This is a genomic window from Sporosarcina siberiensis (assembly GCF_042681925.1).
Taxonomy (GTDB): Bacteria; Bacillota; Bacilli; order Bacillales_A; family Planococcaceae; genus Sporosarcina; species Sporosarcina siberiensis.
Genome location: NZ_JBHUGI010000032.1, coordinates 57556 through 79862, shown reverse-complemented (window position 1 = coordinate 79862; position 22307 = coordinate 57556). Strand labels below are relative to the sequence as shown.

Sequence of the window (22307 nt, the reverse complement as noted above, 5' to 3'; positions counted from 1 at the left end):
AAATGAAATTGATATTTAGAAGGGATGTACTCAAATGACTGAAATAATTGATCAACTTGCAGTAAACTCAATCCGAACACTATCCATCGATGCAATCGAAAAGGCTAATTCTGGGCATCCGGGATTACCAATGGGTGCTGCTCCTATGGCTTATACGCTTTGGACAAAACATATGCATCATAATCCAGCAAATCCAAAGTGGTTCAATCGGGACCGCTTCGTACTTTCTGCTGGTCATGGATCTATGCTTCTTTACAGCTTACTCCACCTAGGAGGATATGGTCTTCCTATGGAAGAAATTAAGAAGTTTAGACAATGGGGTTCTTCTACACCAGGTCATCCTGAATACGGCGATACAGTAGGAGTCGAGGCGACTACGGGGCCACTCGGTCAAGGTATCGGTATGGCGGTTGGAATGGCAATGGCAGAAAAGCATCTAGCTGCTACTTACAATAAACCCGGATTAGACATTGTAGATCATCATACGTATGCACTTTGTGGAGACGGAGATTTAATGGAAGGCGTTGCGGCGGAAGCAATCTCGCTTGCAGGTCATCTGCAATTGGATAAATTAATCGTACTTTACGATAGTAATGATATTTCACTTGATGGCGATTTGGATATGTCATTTACAGAAAACATTCGTAAACGTTTTGAATCATACGGTTGGAATTACATCCGCGTAGAAGATGGAAACGAGATTGGCGATATTTCAAATGCGATTGAAACGGCCAAATCCAATACAGGCGGGCCAACAATTATTGAAGTTAAAACAGTAATTGGCTACGGTTCACCAAACAGATCTGGTAAATCAGATGCACACGGTATGCCTCTAGGTGAAGAGGAAATGAAATTAACAAAAGAATATTACAAATGGACTTTTGAAGAGGATTTCCATGTACCTGATGAAGTCTATGAAACATTCAGTCAAGCTGCCGAAAAACAAGGTGCACAAAAAGAAAAACAATGGAATGATCTTTACTCGAAATATGAGGAAGAGTACAGTGACTTAGCAAAGCAACTTAAAGATGCAATTGAGCGTAAGTTACCGGAAGGATTTGAACAATCGTTACCGACTTATGAAGCAGGTACTTCTCATGCAACTCGGTCTGCATCAGGTGATGCAATCAATGCGATTGCAAAAGCCGTTCCGTCATTATTCGGAGGTAGCGCAGATTTAGCCGGTTCTAATAAAACAACAATAAAAGGCGCTGGAGATTTCTTGTCGTCCGACTATTCTGGCCGGAATATTTGGTTTGGAGTCCGTGAATTTGCTATGGGTACAGCATTAAATGGAATGGCACTTCACGGTGGACTGCATGTCTTCGGAGGAACTTTCTTTGTGTTCAGCGATTACGTTCGTCCAGCGATACGTTTATCAGCCATAATGGGCGTACCTGTAACATACGTCTTCACGCATGATAGTGTAGCCGTCGGTGAAGACGGTCCGACGCATGAACCTGTAGAACACTTAGCAGCGCTTCGCGCAATGCCAGGACTATCTATTATACGTCCTGCAGATGCGAATGAAACTGCAGCAGCATGGAATATTGCGGTTTCATCTACCAATACACCTACATGCTTAATCTTGTCTCGTCAAAACTTACCGGTTTTAGCGAAAACAGAAGAGCTTGCAATGGAAGGCGTTAAAAAAGGTGCGTATATTGTATCTCCAGCAAGTAAAGAAATTGCAGATGCAATTCTGATTGCAACAGGTTCTGAAGTAAGTCTTGCAGTTGCATCACAAGAAAAACTAAAAGCTTTAGGCATCGACGTATCTGTTGTATCTATGCCTTCTTGGGATTTATTTGAAAAACAAGAGATTGCATATAAACAAAGTGTGCTTCCGAAAAATGTTAAAAAGCGTCTTGGAATAGAAATGGGTGCTTCAATTGGATGGCATAAATACATTGGTGACGAAGGCGATTTAATTACTATTGATACATTTGGTGCAAGCGCACCTGGTGATACAGTTATTGATAAGTATGGATTTAATGAAGAAAATGTAATCTCTAAAGTAAAGGCATTACTTGCCGAATAACGAAAAAGTGCTGTTCCTGAATCCGTGTTACGGAATTAGGAACAGTTTTTCTTTACTCGGTTTAGACAGAATACTTAGAATTCATCTTGTTGTGACAATAATAGTTAGTTTTCACTCCGTAATATGACAGTCTTTTCAGTTCTAAAGGTGTACGATTTAAATAGGGGGTGGCGATAAGTGCGAACATACGAAATATATAAGGTGAAAGAAATGTACCAGCCATTTGTAATTGGACGCGAAAGGCTATTATATGATTTACTTACAGAGAACCCGGAAAATAGCAAAAACTTACCTGAAGTGCACTATCTATGTGAAGTTTTAGAAAGACAAGCTATTAATGAGGCAATCTTAAATAATCTCGGAAAGTTATTTCCAATCGTAGAATTTAATAATAATGAGTACAAATTAACTCATCCTGTTAAAGGATCTATATCCATTTCACTTTCTTCGTACGCTTTGAATGTATATTGTGATGGTTCTAGAATGCTTGATCTTGATTTATTTGTTGCACTCTCGGAATCTGGCAATAGGTTTTTCGCAGTAATGGACGGATATGGGGAATGGGGCTGGTTAAAACCAGTCAAATATATGAAGATGCGTGGACAAGAAGAAGCATTATTTCGCTAAATAAGTAGTATAACGACTCAATCTGTTGTATAATCCTTCTTGGTGACGTTTACTTGAACTACTTAGGTGAAGGAGGTATGGCGGATGAGTTTGACGCTAGGAATTATATTAATTGTTGTTGCGTTATTAGCAGGTGTAGCTTTAGGATTTTTCATTGCACGTCAATATATGATGAAATATTTGAAAGATAACCCGCCGATTAATGAAGAAATGTTGCGAATGATGATGATGCAGATGGGACAAAAACCTTCTCAAAAGAAGATTAACCAGATGATGAATCAGATGAATAAAGCGAGTGAGAAACAACCTAAAGTAAAAGGTAAAGAGAAAGCTAAAAAATAATATTAAACACTCGTCTTAGCTTAAGCTATTGGCGGGGTGATTCTTTATTAAGCTACTTCTTTAGCTACTCACTAACAGTTCATAGAAAGAGATTACCTGTCAACACTTCTCTCAGGTTAAACTTTCTTCTGTAAAGCAATAAACCACTTTTACTGGTGAAAGATAACCCGGAAAAGTGGTTTTTGCTTGGTTGGAAACTAGCGATTCAATTGGTGACTTTAAAATGCATCAGCTAATTTTAAATCGACTGATTAAACATACAGATTTGACGATGAAATGTTTTACTGCGTTTTTAATATTTCACTGATATGCAAGATTTGTAGTATGTTCATAAGTTTAACTGCAGTAAAATAAGGTATATAATATTTGTTGATTAGATTCTCTTGAAAGACAAGAAAAGTAGGTGAACTAAGTGGGGAAATATCAATTGGATAACAAAGGTCGGGCATCGGTTACAAAGTATCATGAAAAAAATATACCGGCCCAATTTGATAAAAAGCAGCAACTTGAAAAAATACGGACAGAGTATTTGGAAAAGAAGAAAAAACAAACAGACAAATAAAAGGTTGATATATCTTAAAAATAACTAAACAAAACATCCGTTGGCAACGTATTCCAACGGATGTTTTGTTTAGTTTATTCCATTAAATTAAAACGCTTTAAATATTCTTTTACGACTTCTTCATATTTTTTTGGATTGTCATTAAAGGACTTTGCATGTGCACCGTTTTTAAATAACTTCAGCATTTTATCTCCGCGCTTAGCCCCAAATAATTCTTTTGTCATATAAGGAAGAATGAAATCATCTTCTAAACTGTGAATGAATAAGACTGGCTTTGTAATATTGGCGACTACTTCTTTCGGAGAGACTAATTTTAAAGAATAGCCATCACGTATCTTCATAAATAAGTTTCCAATACGAAGCATTGTTGCATTCCGTAGGGGAGTATCTTTCCTCATAAGATGAAGTATTTGTTCCGTGAAATCTGAGAATGGGCAATCAACGATATGGAAATCAGCAAGATCTTCAAAAGTTCCTGCATAAAGAATTGTTGTTGCCGCCCCCATGGATTCGCCATGAATGCCCAGCAATGAATCGTTCCCGATTTCATTTCGAATGGTTTCAACTATTGCTTTTAAATCGTATTTCTCATAATAGCCAAAACTCGTAGTTTTTCCGCCGGAATCCCCGTGCCTTCGATGATCATAGATAACGGAATTAAACCCAAGTCTTTCAAATAACCGAGCATACTTCACTGAGTTAATTTTGTTTTCAGTGACACCGTGACAAATGATGATGGTTTGCCGAGTTGGTAGTGGTTTAAGATAAATCGCTCTAAGTCGATAGCCATTTGGAGAGTCAATCCACATTTCAACTTTCTTTACATGGTCATACCATTTCTCATCGAACCTTTTTGCAAGAATTTCTCGTTTCATAATGAATTCTGGATCTTTGACTTTTAAATACATCAGCTGATTTGTTAGGAAAACCCCGAAAATAGTGGTAAGTGCTGCAATAATGCTTGAAAAAACACCTGTAATATACAGAACGCGTCTTTTCAAAAGAGTCACCTCCTCTTTATAGTTGTGCGTTTAGAAACAAGCGATACATCCCAGTGTCAATTGGATGCGAGACATGGGGGGCGATTACAGCAACAGCTTCACAAACTTTTTTTACGCTGATACCTGTATGTATATTCAACGAGTCCATCATATGAGCGACATCTTCTGTAGCGACGTTTCCGGTTGCTCCAGGCGAAAAAGGACATCCTCCTAGTCCGCCTGCAGAACTATCAAATCGGTCAATTCCTGCTTGCATAGCAGCGAAAATATTGGCTAATGCCATCTTTCTCGTATCATGAAAATGAGCAGTCAGTAAAACATTTGGAAGTTCGTCGATTAGTTTTTTAAATAACTCAAAACTTTCGCGAGGATTTGCTCTTCCAACGGTATCTGCAACACTTAGTTCATCTATTCCCATTTCAATAAATCGTAGACAGAGTTCGACAACCGAATCGGGATTTATTTTACCTTCAAATGGACAATAAAATGCTGTGGAGATACAAGCACGAACATAGATGCCTTGCTCTTTTAATTTCAATATAACTGGCTTTAATGCTTCTATGCTTTCATCCGTCGTTCTATTGATATTATTTTTATTAAAAGAATTACTAACACCAACAAAAACTGCTATACTACGTGCGCCTGCTTCTAAGGCAAGATTTGCTCCTTTTTCATTCGGAGCCAAAACAATTTGCTTGCCTACTTTTTTTGTTTTTTTAACGATATGAGCAGCATCCGCCATTTGAGGTACCCATTTTGGAGACACAAATGACGTGAGCTCCATTTCGGTAATACCTGCCTCTTGTAGTGCATGGATAAATGCGATTTTATCTTTCTCTTGAACATGTTTACTTTCGTTTTGTAGACCGTCGCGTGGACCAACCTCGATTAACGTCACTTCTTCTGGTAAAATGAACATATCATCCCTCCTTATTTATATTGTAATGAAGGGATGTCTATTCAAGCAACTTTTATAAGGGGGATTTAGAATGTCGAAAGAAGTCGTAATTGTTAGCGCGGTCAGATCAGCAATTGGATCTTTCCTTGGATCACTAAAAGATATACCAGCAACGGATCTCGGTGCAGTTGTTATTAAAGAGGCTTTAAAGCGTGCTGGTGTTTCACCTGACCTCGTAGATGAAGTAATTATGGGTAATGTACTACAAGCAGGACTTGGACAAAACCCGGCACGTCAAGCGGCAATTAAAGCGGGACTTCCTGTAACTGTACCTGCACTGACTATTAATAAAGTATGTGGTTCTGGTCTTAAAACAATACAACTTGCACGACAAGCCATTCTTGCGGGCGACGCAGATATTATCGTTGCAGGCGGAATGGAAAATATGAGTCAAGCACCATTTTTATTACCAGGAAGTCGTGAGGGTTATAAAATGGGTGACCAAAAAGTTGTGGATAGTATGATAAAAGATGGCTTATGGTGTGCATTCAATGATTACCATATGGGGATTACAGCAGAAAACTTATGCGATCGTTATGCAATCACAAGAGAAGAGCAAGATAGTTTCTCCGCGAAATCACAGAATAAAGCATCTGCTGCAATAGAATCTGGAACATTTAAAGAAGAAATTGTCGCTATAGAAATACCACAACGTCGTGGAGAACCGATCCTTTTCGATACAGATGAATACGTAAAATTAGGGTCGACTGTAGAAAAGTTGAGCAAGCTTCGTCCTGCATTTAAGAAAGACGGTAGTGTTACAGCGGGTAATGCTTCCGGTATTAACGATGGTGCAGCGGCACTTGTTATTATGTCTAAGGAAAAAGCAGATGAGCTTGGTCTGATACCGCTCGCGACTATCGTAACGAACTCAGGAGCTGGAGTAGACCCATCGGTTATGGGATTAGGACCAGTTCAAGCGGTTCAAAAAGCACTCGAACGCGCCGATATGAAACTTGCTGATATCGATCTTATCGAAGCAAACGAAGCTTTTGCAGCACAATCCATTGCTGTTGATAAAGAACTTGGATTTGATCACGATAAGTTAAATGTCAATGGTGGCGCAATTGCATTGGGTCATCCTATTGGTGCGAGTGGTGCAAGAATACTTGTAACTTTGCTACATGAAATGAAACGTCGCGATGCAAAAACAGGACTTGCGACATTATGTATCGGTGGCGGACAAGGTGTAGCGACAATCGTAAAACGTCCTTAACTTTTGGAAGGTGATGATGAAATGGCTAAAAAACGTAAACAACCCGTTCGTCCAGTAAAAAAAGAGGATGCTACTCTAACTTTATCGGATTCACTCGGTGACGATATATTAGAGAAATTAAAAGCGGCAAAAAAAGAGTTGAGTGATCTGGAAAAATCGGAAGCTGAAGCCGTTGAGAAAGAGCGTGTAAAGCAGATTCGTAAAGAAAGTGAAGAACGTGAAAAAAACAAAAGTTTTGAAGAGCTTCTTAACGAATACGAAGGCACTGGAGATAAGTATTAATGGAGAGTAGCGGCAGAACGGTTGCCGCTGCTTTTGCTATTATCTTACTCAAATGCGAAAAATTTCTATTATGTTTTTTTCAAAACAGCATATAAATTTGATGGAATTGTTTTGGTTAGTTTCAAAATGTAGCTATTGTATGTGTTCAGTGAATAAATAACTTAATCGAAAGTAATATTTAAACTTATCCTATTTTCAATTGGGTAAGTTTTTTTGCGTTTCTATAATTACTTTATTCGAATAATATTGTCAATTCGGATAACTAAATAGTACAATAGATTAAATTAATCAATAACTACAAACTAGATCGATAATCATATAGTTAAGAATTACAGTTTTGTAAACTGATAATTAAATCAATAAAATTTAATGTAATCTTCTAAACATATTGAAAGTTTCTGACTTTTAGTATACAATCAATCATACTGTACTACATTATTGTGTAACAATTAAACCAATGTAAACGGTTTCAGTAACTAAGAACAAAATTGTTATTAAGGATTATTAGTAACATCATTCGTATTACACTTTATTGTGGGAGGTCTTGAAATGAAGAATCATTTATACGAAAAACTAGATATTCTTTATGATGAAATGATACATATACGTCGCTATTTACATCAACATCCGGAATTATCCTATAAGGAAGTTAAAACACCTGCTTACATTGCAGATTATCATCGTTCGCTTGGACACGAGGTTCGCACTGAGGTTGGAGGACGTGGTGTTGTTGCGACACTTAGGGGTGAGAAACCTGGAAAAACAATTGCTTTACGTGCCGATTTTGATGCGTTGCCGATTCATGAAGAAACCGATGCCCCATATAAATCAACTGTGGATGGCGTAATGCATGCATGTGGTCATGATGGTCACACAGCAACGCTGCTTGTCTTGGCAAAAGTGTTAAATAGTATGAAAGGCGAACTTCAAGGGGATGTCGTGTTCATTCATCAGCATGCTGAGGAAGTATATCCTGGCGGGGCAATTGAAATGATTGCGGACGGTTGTCTAAAGGGGGTTGATGTGATTTTCGGGACACATCTTTGGTCATCGTTTCCATATGGGACGATTGAATATCGAAGTGGAACAATTATGGCGGCATCCGCTTCTTTTGAAATTGAAATCCTGGGGAAAGGAGGACATGGGGCTCAGCCACACCTGACAAGAGATGCACTTGTTATAGGTGCGCAATTAGTGACAACTCTACAGCAAATCGTAAGTCGAAGGGTAAATCCAATCGATTCTGTAGTAGTAACGGTAGGGAATTTTGTTGCAAAAAATGCACCCAATGTTATTGCGGACAAGGCTATTTTGAATGGAACAGTGCGAACATTAGATGTGAAAATACATGATTCTATTGAGCAAGAAATGAAAAGAATTGTTCAAGGAACATGTATCGCAGCAGGTGTAGATTATCGTTTTGAATATAATAGAGGGTATCCACCAGTAGTTAATCATCACGAGGAAACTATGTTTTTGGCGCAAGTTGCAGAAACTGTTCCAGGTGTAGACGCTGTTAATGAAATGGAAATTAGTATGGGAGGTGAAGATTTCGGATATTATTTGCAGCATGTAAAAGGGACGTTTTTCTTTACTGGGGCTGAAAACCCTGAATGGAGCGTCACCTACCCGCATCACCATCCAAAGTTTGACATTGACGAACGTGCAATGTTGATTGCTGCAAAAACTCTTGGCGGGGCATTGCTCGAATATCACAAAAAGATAGAAGGAGACTTGTAAATTGAAACTAAAAAGTTTTATGTACATAATGCTTTTATTAGCTTTAAGTATGGTTATTGTAGCTTGCTCGAATGATAAAGAAGAAGCTGATAAGTCAAAAGAAGAGGATAAAACAGAAACAACAGACACAGAAAAAGAAGATAACGCTGAAGTAGAAGAAGGCGGAGAATTACAAGTGGCAGTTCCTGCTCAACCACCAACTTTAGATGTTGTTACGACAACAGCGACGGCAGCAAGAGATATTTCACAACATATCTATGAAGCACTCGTTACGTACAACTCAAAATTAGAAGTAGAGCCTATGCTGGCAGAGTCTTATGATATTAGTGAAGATGGAAAAACGGTTACATTTCATCTTCGTGAAGGAATTAAATTTCATAACGGTGATGATTTGACAGCAGATGATGTAGTAGCTTCTATGGAAAGATGGCAAGGACTTTCATCTTCAGCAAAAACATTTATAGATGGAACAACTTATGAGGCAACGGATGCAAAAACTGTTGTTGCACATATTGTTAAACCAAGTGTTCTAGATATGTTCATATTTGCTGATATGACTCAGTTTGCTGCTATAATGCCTAAATCGATTATCGATGCTGCAAGTGCGGATGGTGTCGATGAGTATATTGGGACTGGCCCATACAAGTTTGAAGAGTGGAAGCAGGATCAGTATATTCATTTAACGAAATATAGTGATTTTATATCGCGTACTGAAGCTCCAGATGGTTTGTCTGGCGAAAAGAAAGCAATTTCAAGCGATATATTCTTTAATTTCTTAACGGATCCATCTACTCGTGTGGCAGGACTGATGTCTGCTGAATATGACGTTGCTACTGCAATCCCGCAGGATAACGTAAAACTATTAGATTCGAATGATGACTTGAAAACTAAGATTGTTCCAAGTTCACTACTCGTTGCAATGTTTAACAATAAAGTAGGTGCATTCACAGATAAGAAAATGAGACAAGCTGTAAACGCAGCAATAAATGTTGAAGACGTACTCATTTCAGCGTATTCAAATGAAGAATTCTTTGTTAAAGATCATGCTCTAGTGAAAGACAAAGAAAGTGGATGGTACACAGATGAAGGTAGTGAAGAATACAATTCATTTGATCCAGAAAAAGCAAAAGAATTGTTAAAAGAAGCAGGATACAACGGTGAAGAAATCGTGCTACTTACGATTAGGGAGTATGAAAGTTTTTATAATAGTGCTGTAGTTATTCAACAACAACTCGAAGCTGTAGGCATTAATCTGAAGCTAGATGTTCGTGATGCTGCATCTGCACTAGAGTTAACGAAGGATGAAAATGCCTGGGATATCTGGATTGATGAGTTTGCATTCAGACCACTTCCGGTGCAACAGCTATTTTTGAACCCAGAATATATGGGATGGCCGAATAGCCCTGCACTTGCTGATATTAACGATAAAATTTTATATGCACCTACATTAGAAGCAGCACAGGAGTTTTCTCCAGACTTCCACAAAATATTTTGGGATGAAGTGACAACTGTAAAATTAGGTAACAATTCAAACGTTACTGGAATGCAAGAAGGCATGGAAGGGTACCAATTTATTTCTGGACCAATTCTTTGGAACGTTTCTTCTAGCAAGTAAGTAACCGAATGTATCAAATGAATAATATGGTGGGATGAGAACACTCTTATCCCGCCAATTTTAAAAAAACCAAAACTTATAGTAGAGAGGGGTTAGTTCATGGGTAGTTATATATTGAAGCGAATTCTCTCACTCATACCTGTCTTGTTTGTTGTTTCGATAGTCATATTTATGATTGTCCATTTAACACCAGGCGATCCTGCGGCAGTTATGTTGGGTGAAGAAGCAACAGCAGAACAAATTAGTGAATTGCGAGAGCAACTTGGACTGAATCTTCCAATCTATGAGCAATATGTCCAATGGGTTTTTGGAGTAATGAAAGGTGATTTAGGTACTTCATTTTTTATGAAAGAACCAGTTACAGAAGCTATTTTTGAACATTTAAAACCTACTGTATCACTTGCTATACTGGCTCAAATTGTAGCTCTAGTCATTGCAATTCCAGTTGGTATCATCGCTGCAACTCGTAGAGGTACATTAGCAGACTCGTCAATAATGGGTTTTTCTTTACTCGGAATGTCTGTACCAAGTTTTTTACTTGGACTTCTTTTAATCTTATTGTTCGGTGTACAGCTCGGATGGTTACCAGTGGCAGGATATAAGCCATTAAGTGCGGGTGTTTGGGATCATTTTAAGTATTTAATAATGCCGGCAATTTCGTTAGGATCCATTCAAGCGGCGCTTATAGCTAGAATGACACGTACGTCCATGTTGGATGTTTTAAATACAAATTATATTAAAACTGCAACAGCAAAAGGTGTAAAGAAACGCAATATTGTGTATCGTCATGCATTACGTAATGCATTTCTCCCGGTTTTGACAGTAATTGGTCAATCTTTTGGTACGTTGATTGCCGGTGCAGTTGTTACTGAAACGATTTTCAACATTCCTGGGATTGGACAACTGATTATTAATTCAGTGGCACGTCGAGACTATGCAGTTATTCAAGGGGTCGTTTTATTCGTCACTTTATCTTATGTTTTAATTAACTTAGTGATTGACTTATTGTATAGCGTTATTGATCCTCGTGTGCGATTAGAACGGAAATAGAAGGGAGGAAGAGGGGATGAAAGCAACAGAAAGTAATGAGGTACTTAATACGTTAAAACATGATATGAAAAAGCAACAAAGACAATTGTTCTTTAAACGCTTAACTTCAAATAAATTGATGGTAACCGGTGGAATAACAATTATTTTCTTAACATTAGTTGCATTTATTGGACCTTTTCTTGTGCCTTATAACCCATATGAAATGGTTGTTCAGGATCGTCTGCAAGGGCCAAGTGCAAAACATTTGCTTGGTACAGATGAATTTGGACGGGATTTACTTACTAGAATTATCTACGGCTCAAAAGTAACACTTGGTGTTGGCTTTTCAGTAGCCGCAATTTCATCCTTCATGGGTATGGTTATTGGCTTGTATGCAAGTTATTATAGAGTTCTAGATCATATCCTAATGCGCATTAGCGATGGTTTAATGTCGATTCCAGGAATTTTGCTTGCTATTGCACTAATGGCTTCATTGGGACCGAAAACAAGCAACGTAATCATCGCATTAAGCATTGTATTCACACCTTATATTGCACGCGTTATACGTTCTGCGGCTATTGTAGTTCGTGAGCAAACGTATATTGAAGCAATAAAAGTACAAGGTGCAAGTACTATGCGTATTATCTGGTTACATATTATGCCGAATACAATCTCTCCACTCGTCGTCTCTGCAACATTTATTTTTGCGGATGCAATCATTACAGAAGCCGCGTTAAGCTTTTTAGGAGCAGGTATTCCAGCGCCGGATCCGAGTTGGGGAAATATTTTATACGATGGAAAACTAGTAATATTCAATGCTTGGTGGATGACTGTATTCCCAGGAATAATGGTAATAGCATCCGTACTCGGCTTGAATTTACTTGGTGATGGCCTGCGGGATTTAATAGATCCACATACAAATCATGCGAAAAAGTAAAGATTCTTATTTGAAAATATAAAGTTTTAAAGATTGGGGAGGTTTACAATGCGGGAACAACCACTTTTAGAGTTAAAAGAACTTAAAACACATTTTCATACAGAACGCGGACGCATTACAGCAGTTGATGGAATTTCGTTTACTGTTGAAGAAGGTGAGATACTTGGAGTTGTTGGAGAATCTGGATGTGGAAAAAGTGTAACATCCCAATCGATTTTAAGATTGCTCGATGAAAAACGATCAGCTGATTATGAAGGTGAGATTCTATTTAAAGGAACGGATTTGCTAAAGTTATCGGATGGTAAAATGCGTAGAATTCGTGGTAATGATATCGCTATGATTTTCCAGGATCCACTCAGTTCCCTCAATCCTGTTTATACGATTGGATATCAAATTGCAGAATCAATATTACTACATCAAAATGTCTCGAAAAAAGTAGCGTATGAGCAAGCGGTTGAAATGCTTAAACTCACGGGTATTCCGTCACCTGAAAAACGAGTGAAAGAATATCCACACCAATTGTCGGGAGGTATGCAACAAAGGGTTATGATTGCAATTGCCCTTTCTTGTCAACCTCAGTTGTTAATTGCTGACGAACCGACAACTGCACTCGATGTAACGATTCAAGCACAAATTTTAGAACTCATAATAGATTTGAATCACAAACAACGAATGGGTGTAATATTCATCACTCACGATCTGGGTGTTGTTGCTGAACTATGTACGCGAGTCGTTGTAATGTATTTAGGTCAAATTGTAGAAGAAGCATCAGTGGATATTCTTTTCGAACGGCCACTACATCCCTATACAAAGGGCTTAATGAAATCAATTCCACAACTAGATGGAGATCGTACGCAGAAAATGCACGTAATAAAAGGAATGGTTCCATCACTTAATAATGTTCCTTCAGGGTGTCGTTTTGCTCCAAGGTGTGCGTTTGCGGATGATTTATGTAGAGAGAAAATGCCGGATTTAGAACTCCATCCGAATGGTCAAAAAGTTCGTTGCTGGCATGCCGCTAAAATCGCGTTAGAAGAGGAGGGACAATATGTCTGAGACAATCTCTCTTGAAACAGCAGTTCCTATTGAAGATGCTAAGCTGAAAAAACCAATTCTCGAAGTCCAAGGATTGGTGAAATATTATCCCGTAAAAAAAGAACTGTTACAAATAGGGAAAGAAACTCAATATGTAAAAGCTGTAAATGATGTCTCTTTTAATCTTTATGAAGGAGAAACGTATGGTCTTGTTGGTGAATCCGGTTGTGGAAAAAGTACAATTGGTCGTACATTGGTACGATTAATTGAACCTACAGATGGGAAAGCGCTTTATAATGGTAAGGATTTGTTTGAGTTAAAAGGCGAAGGAATGCGCGATATGCGACAGGAAATTCAAATGATATTCCAGGATCCATATTCTTCGTTAAACCCAAGAAAACGAATTGGTCAAATTATTGAAGAACCTTTGATTATTCATTCCATAGGTAATAAGAAAGAACGAACTGAAATTGCTATGGATATATTAAATAAAGTTGGACTTCAATTGGATCATTATTATCGTTTTCCACATGAACTGTCGGGTGGGCAAAGACAAAGAATTGGCTTAGCGAGAGCGCTTGTTGTGAATCCGAAGATAATAATTGCTGATGAGCCAGTTTCTGCTTTGGATGTGTCTATTCAATCTCAAGTTATTAATTTATTGCAAGAAATACAAGAAGATTTAAAGTTAACTTACCTCTTTATTGCTCATGATATTAGTGTTGTACGTCATATATCTGATCGAATTGGGGTTATGTATTTAGGTCATATTGTTGAAGAAGCGCCAACGGATAGTTTATTGGCAACACCATTACATCCGTATACTCAGGCCCTTCTATCTGCAGTTCCACTTCCCAATCCAAAGGCGAAGAAAGAACGAATTATTTTACAAGGTGAAATACCATCACCATTAAATCCACCTTCTGGATGTGTTTTTCATACGAGATGTCCACTTGTCATGGATGTTTGTAAAGTTGATAAACCAGTTATGAAAGAAGAAAAACCGAATCATTTTGTTGCATGTCACTTATTTAACTAGTATTTCTAACATTCAATTGCAAAAAACAGCATTGCTTTGAGCAGCAATGCTGTTTTTTGATGTCCTCATTAAGTTTAGTTTAAAAGAATTCAATAATTCATGTGGTAAAGTTATAGGCAGTTGAAAATAAGGGAAATTAAATGGGGGCATTGAATTGGAAGCTATTTATGATCATGTTGGAATTGCTGTTAGAAGTATCGATGAAGCTCTTCCTTTCTATCTTGAAGTACTCGGTGGTGTAGTAGAGGACCGCTATACAAGTGAAGCACCTGGTGTTGAGGTGCATGTAGCTGTCGTTCGGACTGCTGATAACTTAATTGAGTTACTCGAACCAACGAATAAGAATTCACCGATTGATCGGTTTATCAAGCAAAAAGGAAAAGGTGTACATCATATGGCCTATCGCGTTGATGATTTGGATAAAGCGATACTTGATGCTGAAAATAAAGGGGTTCGATTCCTTGAGGACACACTTCGCACAAATGCACGTGGAAGAAGACTTATTTATATTAATCCTATATCTACAGATGGCACTTTAATTGAACTGTGCACCTATCCGGATAACTTAAAGAAGAATTTCACATAAAAACACCGTTGTTTAACGTATCATTCGTTGAACAACGGATTCTCATAGTTTTTATTTATCAATCTTAAATTCAAATTTGTTTTGTTTTTTAAACAATCCTTTATCATACGTTCGTTCGATAAAAGTAACTTTATCATCGTTGTCAATAGTTAAAACAGTAGAAGAGCGTGTGCCGTAATTTTCTGTTTTGATAAACAGTGGAGATAATTGTCTTTCTAAATCAATTCCAACTCCTGTACTCGGTAAATCTTGATCTTCGGCTAAATCCTCCTTAGATAAAATCTCAAACAATTGATCTTCCTCGACTGTTTCATTCTGCAATACATATTCTCTCAACATTCTCTTACCGTTTAATACCTTTGGCCAAGGCGTGTCTAGGAAATGATTGCTAAGTCCATGTGTGCCTTCTTCAATTTCCACTATGTTTGATTCCAAGTTATTGTAATAGAAAAGTTCATCTGGATTACCCACAATGACATTAAAGCCGGTGTAGAGGTCCTTCTCCTCATTCAAAGCTGTTAAATAATCTTTTGGGGAGAGGTTACCAGCTAAATAGTTTCGAATGATTTCGCCGCGAGATATTTTTCCGTTTGTTGGTAGTGATGGGTCGCGGTAATTTGTAAGTGCTGCAATCCGACCTGTCTTAGTGATTCCAAGCCACGTACCAGATTGCAACAAGTCACGTCCTGCTAATATAGTGGGTTCATCACTCCAAAACTGTGCGGGGGCAGTAGGGCGAGAATAGGATTCGTCTCGATTAGCCGCTAAAATGATTTTATATGTTGGGTGTTCATTAATGTGAAAATTAATTAGGCACATTAAGTATTACCTCCTTTGTGTACTACTTACCATTATTACTGAAAGAAACACAGAATAACAGTACTTTTCTAAAGCTCAGTCATCTAATGCTGTGAATGAGCGATAAAAAATAAAGGATTTCAAATTTTTTATGTAAAATTAGAAAATGATGAACTAAGTATGGTCATTGAACCAACAATTCCAGAATAACTGTATAGGAAACGTTCATTTGCCCATAATACAGATGACACATAGTATTTTAAGATTACTTTGTGAAATTTAAAGGAGTGTATACATGGGAATTTTAAGTGGCGACGCTAAAGACCAACCGATGCATTACGGAGAAATAATTGGTTGTTGGGCATTTATGGGTGCGAATAATGGATTGGTGAGTGCATATGAAGCTTTTATTAATCAGACCGGTGATAAAGATCTGGTCGATTTTCTAAAGGAATCCGTTAAGATGATGCGGTCTGAAGCGACTGAAGTGGGTAAGCTGTTAATTGCAAATGGAATTGCTGTGCCACCAACCTTACCTGAACGACCGTCAGCAAGTTTAGATGATATCCCTGTCGGTGTTCGTTTTATGGATCCCGAGATTAGTGGGGCGGTTTCTATGAACGTAGGTCAAGGTCTGGTGTCATGTAGCCAAGTGATGGGGCAGTGTTTGCGGGAAGACATTGCAATGATGTTTGGCAAATTTCATATGGAACGAGCAAAACTTGGGGGTAAGTTATTAGCCCTGAATAAAGAAAAAGGCTGGATTATTCCACCACCATTACACACGAATATATCCAAAAAGGAATAAAAATATAGTAAGAACCAGATGATGTTTTTCTGGTTCTTTTTAGATTTAGATAAAAATTTTAATGAATATTGGTTAATGTTGTATATCCTTTGACAATAAGTTGAATCTATTATAAATTGAGTATAGATAAAGTTTCCAGAGGGAAACTTTTGAACGCAAGTAGTAAGCCATTTGCTTTTCTTCTTTTAAAAATGAAGAGAAGCAAAAAACCGGGTCTGGTAACCCGGTTTTTTTGTTTGTGTATAAATCAATTAGTAATTGATTAATAAAGTGAGAATTATTGGAATGATAGGATATTATTTATGCTGTTGAAAATCAAGAACATCATGCTATAATTACACCAACTACATAATATACACTCATATAATCGCGGGAATATGGCCCGCAAGTTTCTACCGATTTACCGTAAATAAATCGACTATGGGAAGCAAAAAATGAAAGAATTCATGCTAAGTACTATGCATGTTCTCTTTCATTTTCATTCGATTCAATAGCCCGAATGATTTTGCATCCACTACTTGAGTTCAATTGGATGTATAATCACTCGGGTTTTTTTATTTCCTAAAAAAGAGATGGGGGACGGTTGAAATGAAATTGCTAAAAGATAAAATTCAGAATGAAGGTCGTGTATTGTCTGAGAATGTTCTAAAAGTGGACACATTTTTAAATCATCAAATAGATCCACCTTTAATGCAGGCAGTAGGAGAGGAATTTGCGAGACGTTTCAAAGACGCAGGCATCACTAAAGTAATCACAATTGAATCGTCTGGAATTGCTCCAGCAATGATGGCAGGATTGGTATTAGGTGTTCCAGCTATTTTCGCACGAAAACAGAAATCTTTAACTTTAATAGATCATTTATATACAGCGAGTGTTTTTTCTTTTACCAAAAATGAATCAAACGATATTTCGGTATCAAAAGATTTCGTAACAAGTGAAGATACTGTTTTGCTGATTGATGACTTTTTAGCTAATGGACAAGCTGCTTTAGGGTTAATCGATATTGTTGAGCAGGCGGGTGCAAAATTAGCAGGTGTTGGAATCGTTATTGAAAAAGGCTTTCAAAAGGGTGGAGCAATCATTCGAGACAAGGGCATTCGAGTAGAGTCGCTCGCTATTATATCTTCTTTAGCAAATGGGAAAGTTGAATTCTTGGGGGAGGATCTTTCCAAGTGAAAAATTCACTGAAATCATCAGCTTTGGGACTTCAACATGTATTAGCAATGTATGCCGGAGCAGTGCTTGTCCCATTAATTGTTGGTGGTGCACTTGGACTTACACCGACTCAATTAACATATCTAATTTCCATTGATATTTTAATGTGTGGAGTCGCAACTCTACTTCAAATTATGAATACCCGCTATTTTGGAATAGGGCTTCCTGTTGTTTTAGGGTGTACGTTTACAGCTGTCGGTCCAATGATTGCGATTGGTTCGGACTATGGAATTTCCGCGATTTACGGAGCGATAATCGTTTCGGGTATTTTCGTTATTTTTATCAGTAGATTTTTCGGAAGTCTTGTTCGTTTTTTTCCTCCTGTTGTGACAGGTTCAGTCGTAACGATTATCGGAATTACATTAATACCCGTTGCGATTAACAATGTGGGTGGTGGGCCAGGAGCGGCAGATTTTGGTTCATTTACAAATATCGGTCTAGGATTCGGTACTCTTCTCTTAATTATTCTTATATATAAGTTTTTTACGGGTTTTATCCGTGCAATTTCCATTTTACTTGGATTAGTTGCTGGTACAGTTGTTGCAATGTTTATGAATCGAGTCGATTTTTCCCCAGTTGGAGATGCATCTTACTTACATATGATTCAACCGTTCTATTTTGGTCCACCAACGTTTCAAATTACAGCGATATTAACGATGATTCTTGTTGCAATGGTCTCTCTAGTAGAGTCAACGGGTGTGTACTTTGCACTTGGGGATATTTGTGAGAAAGATATTAAGCAAAAGGATTTGGAAAAAGGGTACCGAGCAGAAGGTATTGCTACTGTACTTGGAGGTATATTCAACTCGTTACCGTATACGACATTCTCTCAAAACGTTGGACTCATTCAAATGTCCGGTGTGAAGTCGCGTAAAGTTATAGCGATAGCGGGTGTGATGTTAATCACTTTAGGATTTGTCCCTAAAATTGCAGCGATGACACAAGTGATTCCTGTTGCTGTTTTGGGTGGGGCAATGATTGCAATGTTTGGAATGGTGATTTCGCAAGGGATTAAAATGTTAAGTAAAGTAATTAATACGTCCGAAGAAAATTCGTTGATCGTTGCATGTTCAGTTGGAATTGGTTTAGGTGTTACAGTTGCACCTGACTTATTCGCATTATTGCCAAAGAGTTTGCAAATTTTAACGAGCAACGGGATTGTAGCAGGGAGTATTACGGCGATTACTCTCAATATTGTCTTTAATATGCTTCCATCTAGAAAAGAAAAACCAGTAACAGCTAAAGAAAAGCTATAAAAGAAAAACTATAAAAGAAAAACCAGGTACGCTCACGATTTGTAGATTACAAGTCGTGGCGGCACCTGGTCTTTTTTATTGAGGGTTTGTTGAGAATAAGACGGATGATTTAAGGAGAACTCGTGGATGCAACTTTAATTGTGCAACCATTAAATCTGCAAGATCCTCAGGCTGTAAGACGAAGTCTGGATTGCCATCAGTCAGATTTTCTGCATAGGCAAGGTCTGTTGCAACCGTGCTTGGTAGAAATGCCGTTACGCGGATGTTGTGTTTTCGAACTTCGAGCATTAACGATTCTGTTAAGCCAAGAACACCGAATTTAGATGCGCTGTAAGCACTTGTAACAGGTCCACCTTTTTCTCCTGCAGTTGAAGCGACGTTAATGATATCTCCTGCTTCTTTTTCAATCATTGCCGGCAATACAGCCCGGGTAACGTAGTATGTACCCATTAAGTTAACGTCAATAATATTTTTGAATTCTTCAGGTGAAAGTTCTAAAAACTTTCCGAACTTTCCAATTCCGGCGTTGTTAATCAATATATCGATATGTCCGAGTTCGGATGTGATGTGTTCAACTGCAGCTTTGACTGCATCATTATCAGTAACGTCAGCAACAGCCATCGTTACATTCACATCAAATTGCTCAAGTTCTTTCACTACGTTTTCCAAGTTTTCAAAAGTTCTACCTACAAGACCAACATGAATGCCTTCTTTAGCAAACGCGATTGCTGTAGCACGTCCAATTCCTCTTCCGGCGCCTGTAATTAAAGCAGTTTTCCCTTTGATTATTTGCATATTAAAAATCTCCTAGTATTTATTGATGTTTAACGATTGTTTTTCTTGTGTTTTAATAATGTTCTATCCAACATCATATTTAATAATGACATTAAGAGTGCAATAAGCAGTGCAGTTCCAAAGCCTTCAATAACAAATCCGCTGCCCATTAATTTATTTGTAAGTAAAAGCATTAGAGCATTTATGACGAATAAAAAAAGACCGAACGTTACGATCGTTGCGGGCAATGTAAAGAATATAAGAAGTGGCCGAACGAGCATATTAACAATAGCTAAAATGATACTAGCAAGTATCGCTGTACCAATAGTCTCAACTACAAAACTTGGAATGAGAAAAGAAAGCAAAAGAAACAATAGTGCATTTACGAGTATTCCGCCAAACCATTTCATAAAAAACAAATCCTTTCAAATGAAGTATAGACCATAGAAACAATTCTTTCCAGGAACCAAGCGAATCTTGAATTGATTCCTGGAGAGAAATAGATTCTTTAATTTAAAACTGTAATATAAGTCCGTTTACAGCACGCCTATTAGCTTCAGAAGTAAAACAATTACAAGAATTGAAATAACTATACCTAGAATTGATCTCAAGGATATCCCTCCTTTAAAAAAACACAATTAAACAACCTTACTTGTAGATGTATACCTTTAGTTATTATTTCTCAAACATGACTTATTGGTCGAAGCTATATTCAACGATATTAAAAATGCTCCAAAGTTAGGGTGCATCTCTAACTTTGGAGCAAATAAGTGCAAGACTTTAGAATACGTCCCAGGCAGGAATCGAACCTGCGACCCACAGCTTAGGAGGCTGTTGCTCTATCCCCTGAGCTACTGAGACCAAATGTTAATCAGAATTCTATTGTATCTGTTTTTATTAATTGTAGCAATATAAAATAATAAACAGCATATTTGAGATTCGAGTTACTGTATCAAAATAATGTATATATAAAAACTGAGCATAGAAAAAGCATGGCCCACTTAGGCCATGCTTATATAAATAGTTGAAAGTTTGATCAATACATTTTCATATAATGATCTACTTCCCAAGGATGTACTGTTATTCTGTACTGATCCCATTCAGATTTCTTTTCTGCCATAAAATTAGAGTAAATATGTTTGCCAAGAGCCTCTTGGATAACAGTATCTTTACCAAGTGCAATAAGTGCATGATCTAAGTCCGTCGGCAATGTGCCGATACCAAGTTCTATGAGCTCTGAAGGATTCAACTCGTAAATGTTACGGTCAACTGGGTTAGGTGGCTCAAGTTCACGTTTGATGCCGTCTAGGCCAGCTTTCAGTATCGCGGCCAACGCGAGATAAGGGTTTGCAGCAGAATCGACCGAACGAACTTCAATACGAGTACTAATGCCTCTTGATGCGGGAATTCTTATGAGTGGGCTACGATTTTGAGCAGACCAGGCAATGTAACAAGGGGCCTCATATCCCGGAACTAGTCGTTTATACGAGTTGACTGTTGGATTCGTCACTGCTGTAAAACCTTCTACATGATCAAGAACGCCAGCCATAAACTGATATGCAATTGTACTTAACTTTCGTACACCCGTTTCATCATAGAAAACATTTTCACCATTTTTGAAGAGCGAAACGTTGCAATGCATACCTGACCCATTCACACCGTATAATGGTTTTGGCATGAATGTCGCGTGCAAACCATGTTTACGTGCAATCGTCTTAACGACAAGTTTGAACGTTTGGATATTGTCACAAGCTTTAACAACATTCGCATATTTAAAATCAATTTCATGTTGTCCAGGTGCTACTTCATGATGGGAAGCTTCAATTTCAAAGCCCATTTCTTCCAGTTCTAAAACAATGTCACGTCTGCAGTTTTCGCCAAGATCCATTGGTGCAAGGTCAAAATAGCCACCAGTATCATTTAGTTCCATTGTTGGTTGCATATTTTCATCTAGTTTAAACAAAAAGAATTCTGGTTCTGGCCCAAGATTGAATTCAGTGAATCCGAGCTCTTCCATTTCTTTCAATACACGTTTTAGATTGCCCCTGGGATCACCTGTAAACGGTTCTCCGTCGGCAAGCGAAACGTCACAAATGAGACGAGCAACCTTACCTTTACCAGAAGGCCAAGGGAATACCATCCATGTATTAAGGTCAGGAAGCAGATACATATCTGATTCTTCAATACGCACAAAACCTTCGATGGATGACCCGTCAAACATCATTTTGTTGTCGAGTGCCTTTTCAAGCTGACTAATGGGGATTTCAACGTTTTTGTTCATACCTAAAATGTCCGTAAATTGAAGACGAATAAAATTCACGTTCTCTTCTTTAACAAATTTTCGAATGTCTTCTTTTGTAAAATCCCTCATAATGTCACGCTCCTAAGAAAAAATATTTCACATCTGTTTATATGATTCATCAATTATAAATGAAAAGACTTCCAT

22 protein-coding genes, 1 tRNA gene and 1 riboswitch are annotated in these 22307 nt (G+C 37.8%); of the genes, 16 read left to right on the top strand and 7 right to left on the bottom strand.

Annotated features, from left to right (window positions below):
- Positions 1-34: 34 nt before the first annotated feature.
- The 4 genes from tkt to ACFSFY_RS11285 all read left to right on the top strand — a co-directional run bounded on the left by tkt (position 35) and on the right by ACFSFY_RS11285 (position 3572).
- A complete protein-coding gene (tkt, locus tag ACFSFY_RS11300) occupies positions 35-2041 on the top strand; it encodes a transketolase (protein ID WP_381538095.1) in 2007 nt (668 codons plus the stop codon).
- A gap of 177 nt (positions 2042-2218) precedes the next feature.
- Positions 2219-2668, top strand: a complete 450-nt coding sequence (gene sirA, locus ACFSFY_RS11295; RefSeq protein WP_381538093.1) for a sporulation inhibitor of replication protein SirA — start codon at positions 2219-2221, stop codon at positions 2666-2668.
- An 84-nt stretch (positions 2669-2752) separates the two neighbouring features.
- Positions 2753-3010 (top strand): YneF family protein, encoded by a 258-nt coding sequence (locus ACFSFY_RS11290; RefSeq protein WP_381538091.1) that lies wholly within the window; start codon positions 2753-2755, stop codon positions 3008-3010.
- 412 nt (positions 3011-3422) lie between these two features.
- Positions 3423-3572, top strand: a complete 150-nt coding sequence (locus tag ACFSFY_RS11285) for a hypothetical protein (RefSeq protein ID WP_381538089.1) — start codon at positions 3423-3425, stop codon at positions 3570-3572.
- Between the two features lie 74 nt (positions 3573-3646).
- Here ACFSFY_RS11285 and ACFSFY_RS11280 read toward each other — a convergent pair whose 3' ends face one another.
- Positions 3647-4573, bottom strand: a complete 927-nt coding sequence (locus ACFSFY_RS11280) for an alpha/beta hydrolase (protein WP_381538087.1) — start codon at positions 4571-4573, stop codon at positions 3647-3649.
- Positions 4574-4589: 16 nt separating this feature from the next.
- Positions 4590-5492 carry a hydroxymethylglutaryl-CoA lyase gene (locus ACFSFY_RS11275; protein ID WP_381538085.1) on the bottom strand — a complete coding sequence of 301 codons (903 nt, stop codon included), beginning with the start codon at positions 5490-5492 and terminating at the stop codon, positions 4590-4592.
- A gap of 70 nt (positions 5493-5562) precedes the next feature.
- Here ACFSFY_RS11275 and ACFSFY_RS11270 point away from each other — a divergent pair, with 70 nt between their 5' ends.
- The 9 genes from ACFSFY_RS11270 (at position 5563) to mce (ending at position 15010) form a co-directional block, all read left to right on the top strand.
- Positions 5563-6747, top strand: a complete 1185-nt coding sequence (locus ACFSFY_RS11270; RefSeq protein ID WP_381538084.1) for an acetyl-CoA C-acetyltransferase — start codon at positions 5563-5565, stop codon at positions 6745-6747.
- A 21-nt stretch (positions 6748-6768) separates the two neighbouring features.
- A complete protein-coding gene (locus ACFSFY_RS11265; RefSeq protein ID WP_381538082.1) occupies positions 6769-7029 on the top strand; it encodes a YqkE family protein in 261 nt (86 codons plus the stop codon).
- A gap of 549 nt (positions 7030-7578) precedes the next feature.
- Positions 7579-8769 carry a M20 metallopeptidase family protein gene (locus tag ACFSFY_RS11260; protein ID WP_381538080.1) on the top strand — a complete coding sequence of 397 codons (1191 nt, stop codon included), beginning with the start codon at positions 7579-7581 and terminating at the stop codon, positions 8767-8769.
- A 1-nt stretch (position 8770) separates the two neighbouring features.
- Positions 8771-10384 carry an ABC transporter substrate-binding protein gene (locus ACFSFY_RS11255; RefSeq protein WP_381538078.1) on the top strand — a complete coding sequence of 538 codons (1614 nt, stop codon included), beginning with the start codon at positions 8771-8773 and terminating at the stop codon, positions 10382-10384.
- Positions 10385-10483: 99 nt separating this feature from the next.
- A complete protein-coding gene (locus ACFSFY_RS11250; RefSeq protein ID WP_381538077.1) occupies positions 10484-11434 on the top strand; it encodes an ABC transporter permease in 951 nt (316 codons plus the stop codon).
- A gap of 16 nt (positions 11435-11450) precedes the next feature.
- Complete coding sequence (locus ACFSFY_RS11245) at positions 11451-12350, top strand: ABC transporter permease (protein ID WP_381538075.1); 900 nt, start codon at positions 11451-11453, stop codon at positions 12348-12350.
- 48 nt (positions 12351-12398) lie between these two features.
- Positions 12399-13406 (top strand): ABC transporter ATP-binding protein, encoded by a 1008-nt coding sequence (locus ACFSFY_RS11240; RefSeq protein ID WP_381538073.1) that lies wholly within the window; start codon positions 12399-12401, stop codon positions 13404-13406.
- Positions 13399-14424: an ABC transporter ATP-binding protein gene (locus ACFSFY_RS11235; protein WP_381538071.1), complete on the top strand. Its 1026-nt coding sequence runs from the start codon at positions 13399-13401 to the stop codon at positions 14422-14424. Before ACFSFY_RS11240 ends, ACFSFY_RS11235 begins: the two co-directional genes overlap by 8 nt.
- A 154-nt stretch (positions 14425-14578) precedes the next feature.
- On the top strand, positions 14579-15010 hold the full coding sequence (gene mce / locus ACFSFY_RS11230; protein ID WP_381538069.1) for a methylmalonyl-CoA epimerase: 432 nt from the start codon (positions 14579-14581) through the stop codon (positions 15008-15010).
- Positions 15011-15061: 51 nt separating this feature from the next.
- Here the strand turns inward: mce and ACFSFY_RS11225 are convergent, their stop codons facing one another.
- Positions 15062-15829 (bottom strand): NRDE family protein, encoded by a 768-nt coding sequence (locus tag ACFSFY_RS11225; RefSeq protein WP_381538068.1) that lies wholly within the window; start codon positions 15827-15829, stop codon positions 15062-15064.
- Between the two features lie 274 nt (positions 15830-16103).
- Between ACFSFY_RS11225 and ACFSFY_RS11220 the strand changes: the two genes are divergently transcribed.
- The 3 genes from ACFSFY_RS11220 (at position 16104) to ACFSFY_RS11210 (ending at position 19087) form a co-directional block, all read left to right on the top strand.
- Positions 16104-16616, top strand: a complete 513-nt coding sequence (locus ACFSFY_RS11220) for a DUF3231 family protein (RefSeq protein WP_381538066.1) — start codon at positions 16104-16106, stop codon at positions 16614-16616.
- A gap of 339 nt (positions 16617-16955) precedes the next feature.
- Positions 16956-17057, top strand: a riboswitch (purine riboswitch).
- A 147-nt stretch (positions 17058-17204) separates the two neighbouring features.
- Complete coding sequence (locus tag ACFSFY_RS11215; protein ID WP_381538065.1) at positions 17205-17792, top strand: xanthine phosphoribosyltransferase; 588 nt, start codon at positions 17205-17207, stop codon at positions 17790-17792.
- Between the two features lie 8 nt (positions 17793-17800).
- Positions 17801-19087 carry a nucleobase:cation symporter-2 family protein gene (locus ACFSFY_RS11210; RefSeq protein ID WP_381539053.1) on the top strand — a complete coding sequence of 429 codons (1287 nt, stop codon included), beginning with the start codon at positions 17801-17803 and terminating at the stop codon, positions 19085-19087.
- 75 nt (positions 19088-19162) lie between these two features.
- On the opposite strand, the gene ACFSFY_RS11205 is transcribed toward ACFSFY_RS11210, so the two are convergent.
- From ACFSFY_RS11205 to glnA, 4 genes are all read right to left on the bottom strand, one after another.
- Positions 19163-19882, bottom strand: coding sequence for a 3-ketoacyl-ACP reductase (locus ACFSFY_RS11205; RefSeq protein ID WP_381538063.1), 720 nt, complete (start codon positions 19880-19882; stop codon positions 19163-19165).
- Positions 19883-19911: 29 nt separating this feature from the next.
- Entirely contained in the window at positions 19912-20271 is a 360-nt protein-coding gene (locus ACFSFY_RS11200; RefSeq protein WP_381538061.1) for a phage holin family protein, read from the bottom strand.
- A gap of 378 nt (positions 20272-20649) precedes the next feature.
- A tRNA-Arg gene (locus ACFSFY_RS11195) sits at positions 20650-20722 on the bottom strand.
- Positions 20723-20897: 175 nt separating this feature from the next.
- The gene (glnA, locus tag ACFSFY_RS11190; protein ID WP_381538060.1) at positions 20898-22232 is read right to left on the bottom strand and encodes a type I glutamate--ammonia ligase; all 1335 of its coding nucleotides are present in this window, start codon (positions 22230-22232) and stop codon (positions 20898-20900) included.
- Between the last annotated feature and the right edge of the window lie 75 nt (positions 22233-22307).

Excerpts from the sequence above, each read along its gene's own strand:
- tkt (WP_381538095.1), top strand. The coding sequence starts at position 35 with ATGACTGAAATAATTGATCAACTTGCAGTAAACTCAATCCGAACACTA.
- ACFSFY_RS11290 (WP_381538091.1), top strand. The coding sequence starts at position 2,753 with ATGAGTTTGACGCTAGGAATTATATTAATTGTTGTTGCGTTATTAGCA.
- ACFSFY_RS11275 (WP_381538085.1), bottom strand. The coding sequence starts at position 5,492 with ATGTTCATTTTACCAGAAGAAGTGACGTTAATCGAGGTTGGTCCACGC.
- ACFSFY_RS11270 (WP_381538084.1), top strand. The coding sequence starts at position 5,563 with ATGTCGAAAGAAGTCGTAATTGTTAGCGCGGTCAGATCAGCAATTGGA.
- ACFSFY_RS11265 (WP_381538082.1), top strand. The coding sequence starts at position 6,769 with ATGGCTAAAAAACGTAAACAACCCGTTCGTCCAGTAAAAAAAGAGGAT.
- ACFSFY_RS11260 (WP_381538080.1), top strand. The coding sequence starts at position 7,579 with ATGAAGAATCATTTATACGAAAAACTAGATATTCTTTATGATGAAATG.
- ACFSFY_RS11250 (WP_381538077.1), top strand. The coding sequence starts at position 10,484 with ATGGGTAGTTATATATTGAAGCGAATTCTCTCACTCATACCTGTCTTG.
- ACFSFY_RS11245 (WP_381538075.1), top strand. The coding sequence starts at position 11,451 with ATGAAAGCAACAGAAAGTAATGAGGTACTTAATACGTTAAAACATGAT.
- ACFSFY_RS11240 (WP_381538073.1), top strand. The coding sequence starts at position 12,399 with ATGCGGGAACAACCACTTTTAGAGTTAAAAGAACTTAAAACACATTTT.
- ACFSFY_RS11235 (WP_381538071.1), top strand. The coding sequence starts at position 13,399 with ATGTCTGAGACAATCTCTCTTGAAACAGCAGTTCCTATTGAAGATGCT.
- ACFSFY_RS11225 (WP_381538068.1), bottom strand. The coding sequence starts at position 15,829 with ATGTGCCTAATTAATTTTCACATTAATGAACACCCAACATATAAAATC.
- ACFSFY_RS11220 (WP_381538066.1), top strand. The coding sequence starts at position 16,104 with ATGGGAATTTTAAGTGGCGACGCTAAAGACCAACCGATGCATTACGGA.
- ACFSFY_RS11215 (WP_381538065.1), top strand. The coding sequence starts at position 17,205 with ATGAAATTGCTAAAAGATAAAATTCAGAATGAAGGTCGTGTATTGTCT.
- ACFSFY_RS11205 (WP_381538063.1), bottom strand. The coding sequence starts at position 19,882 with ATGCAAATAATCAAAGGGAAAACTGCTTTAATTACAGGCGCCGGAAGA.
- ACFSFY_RS11200 (WP_381538061.1), bottom strand. The coding sequence starts at position 20,271 with ATGAAATGGTTTGGCGGAATACTCGTAAATGCACTATTGTTTCTTTTG.
- glnA (WP_381538060.1), bottom strand. The coding sequence starts at position 22,232 with ATGAGGGATTTTACAAAAGAAGACATTCGAAAATTTGTTAAAGAAGAG.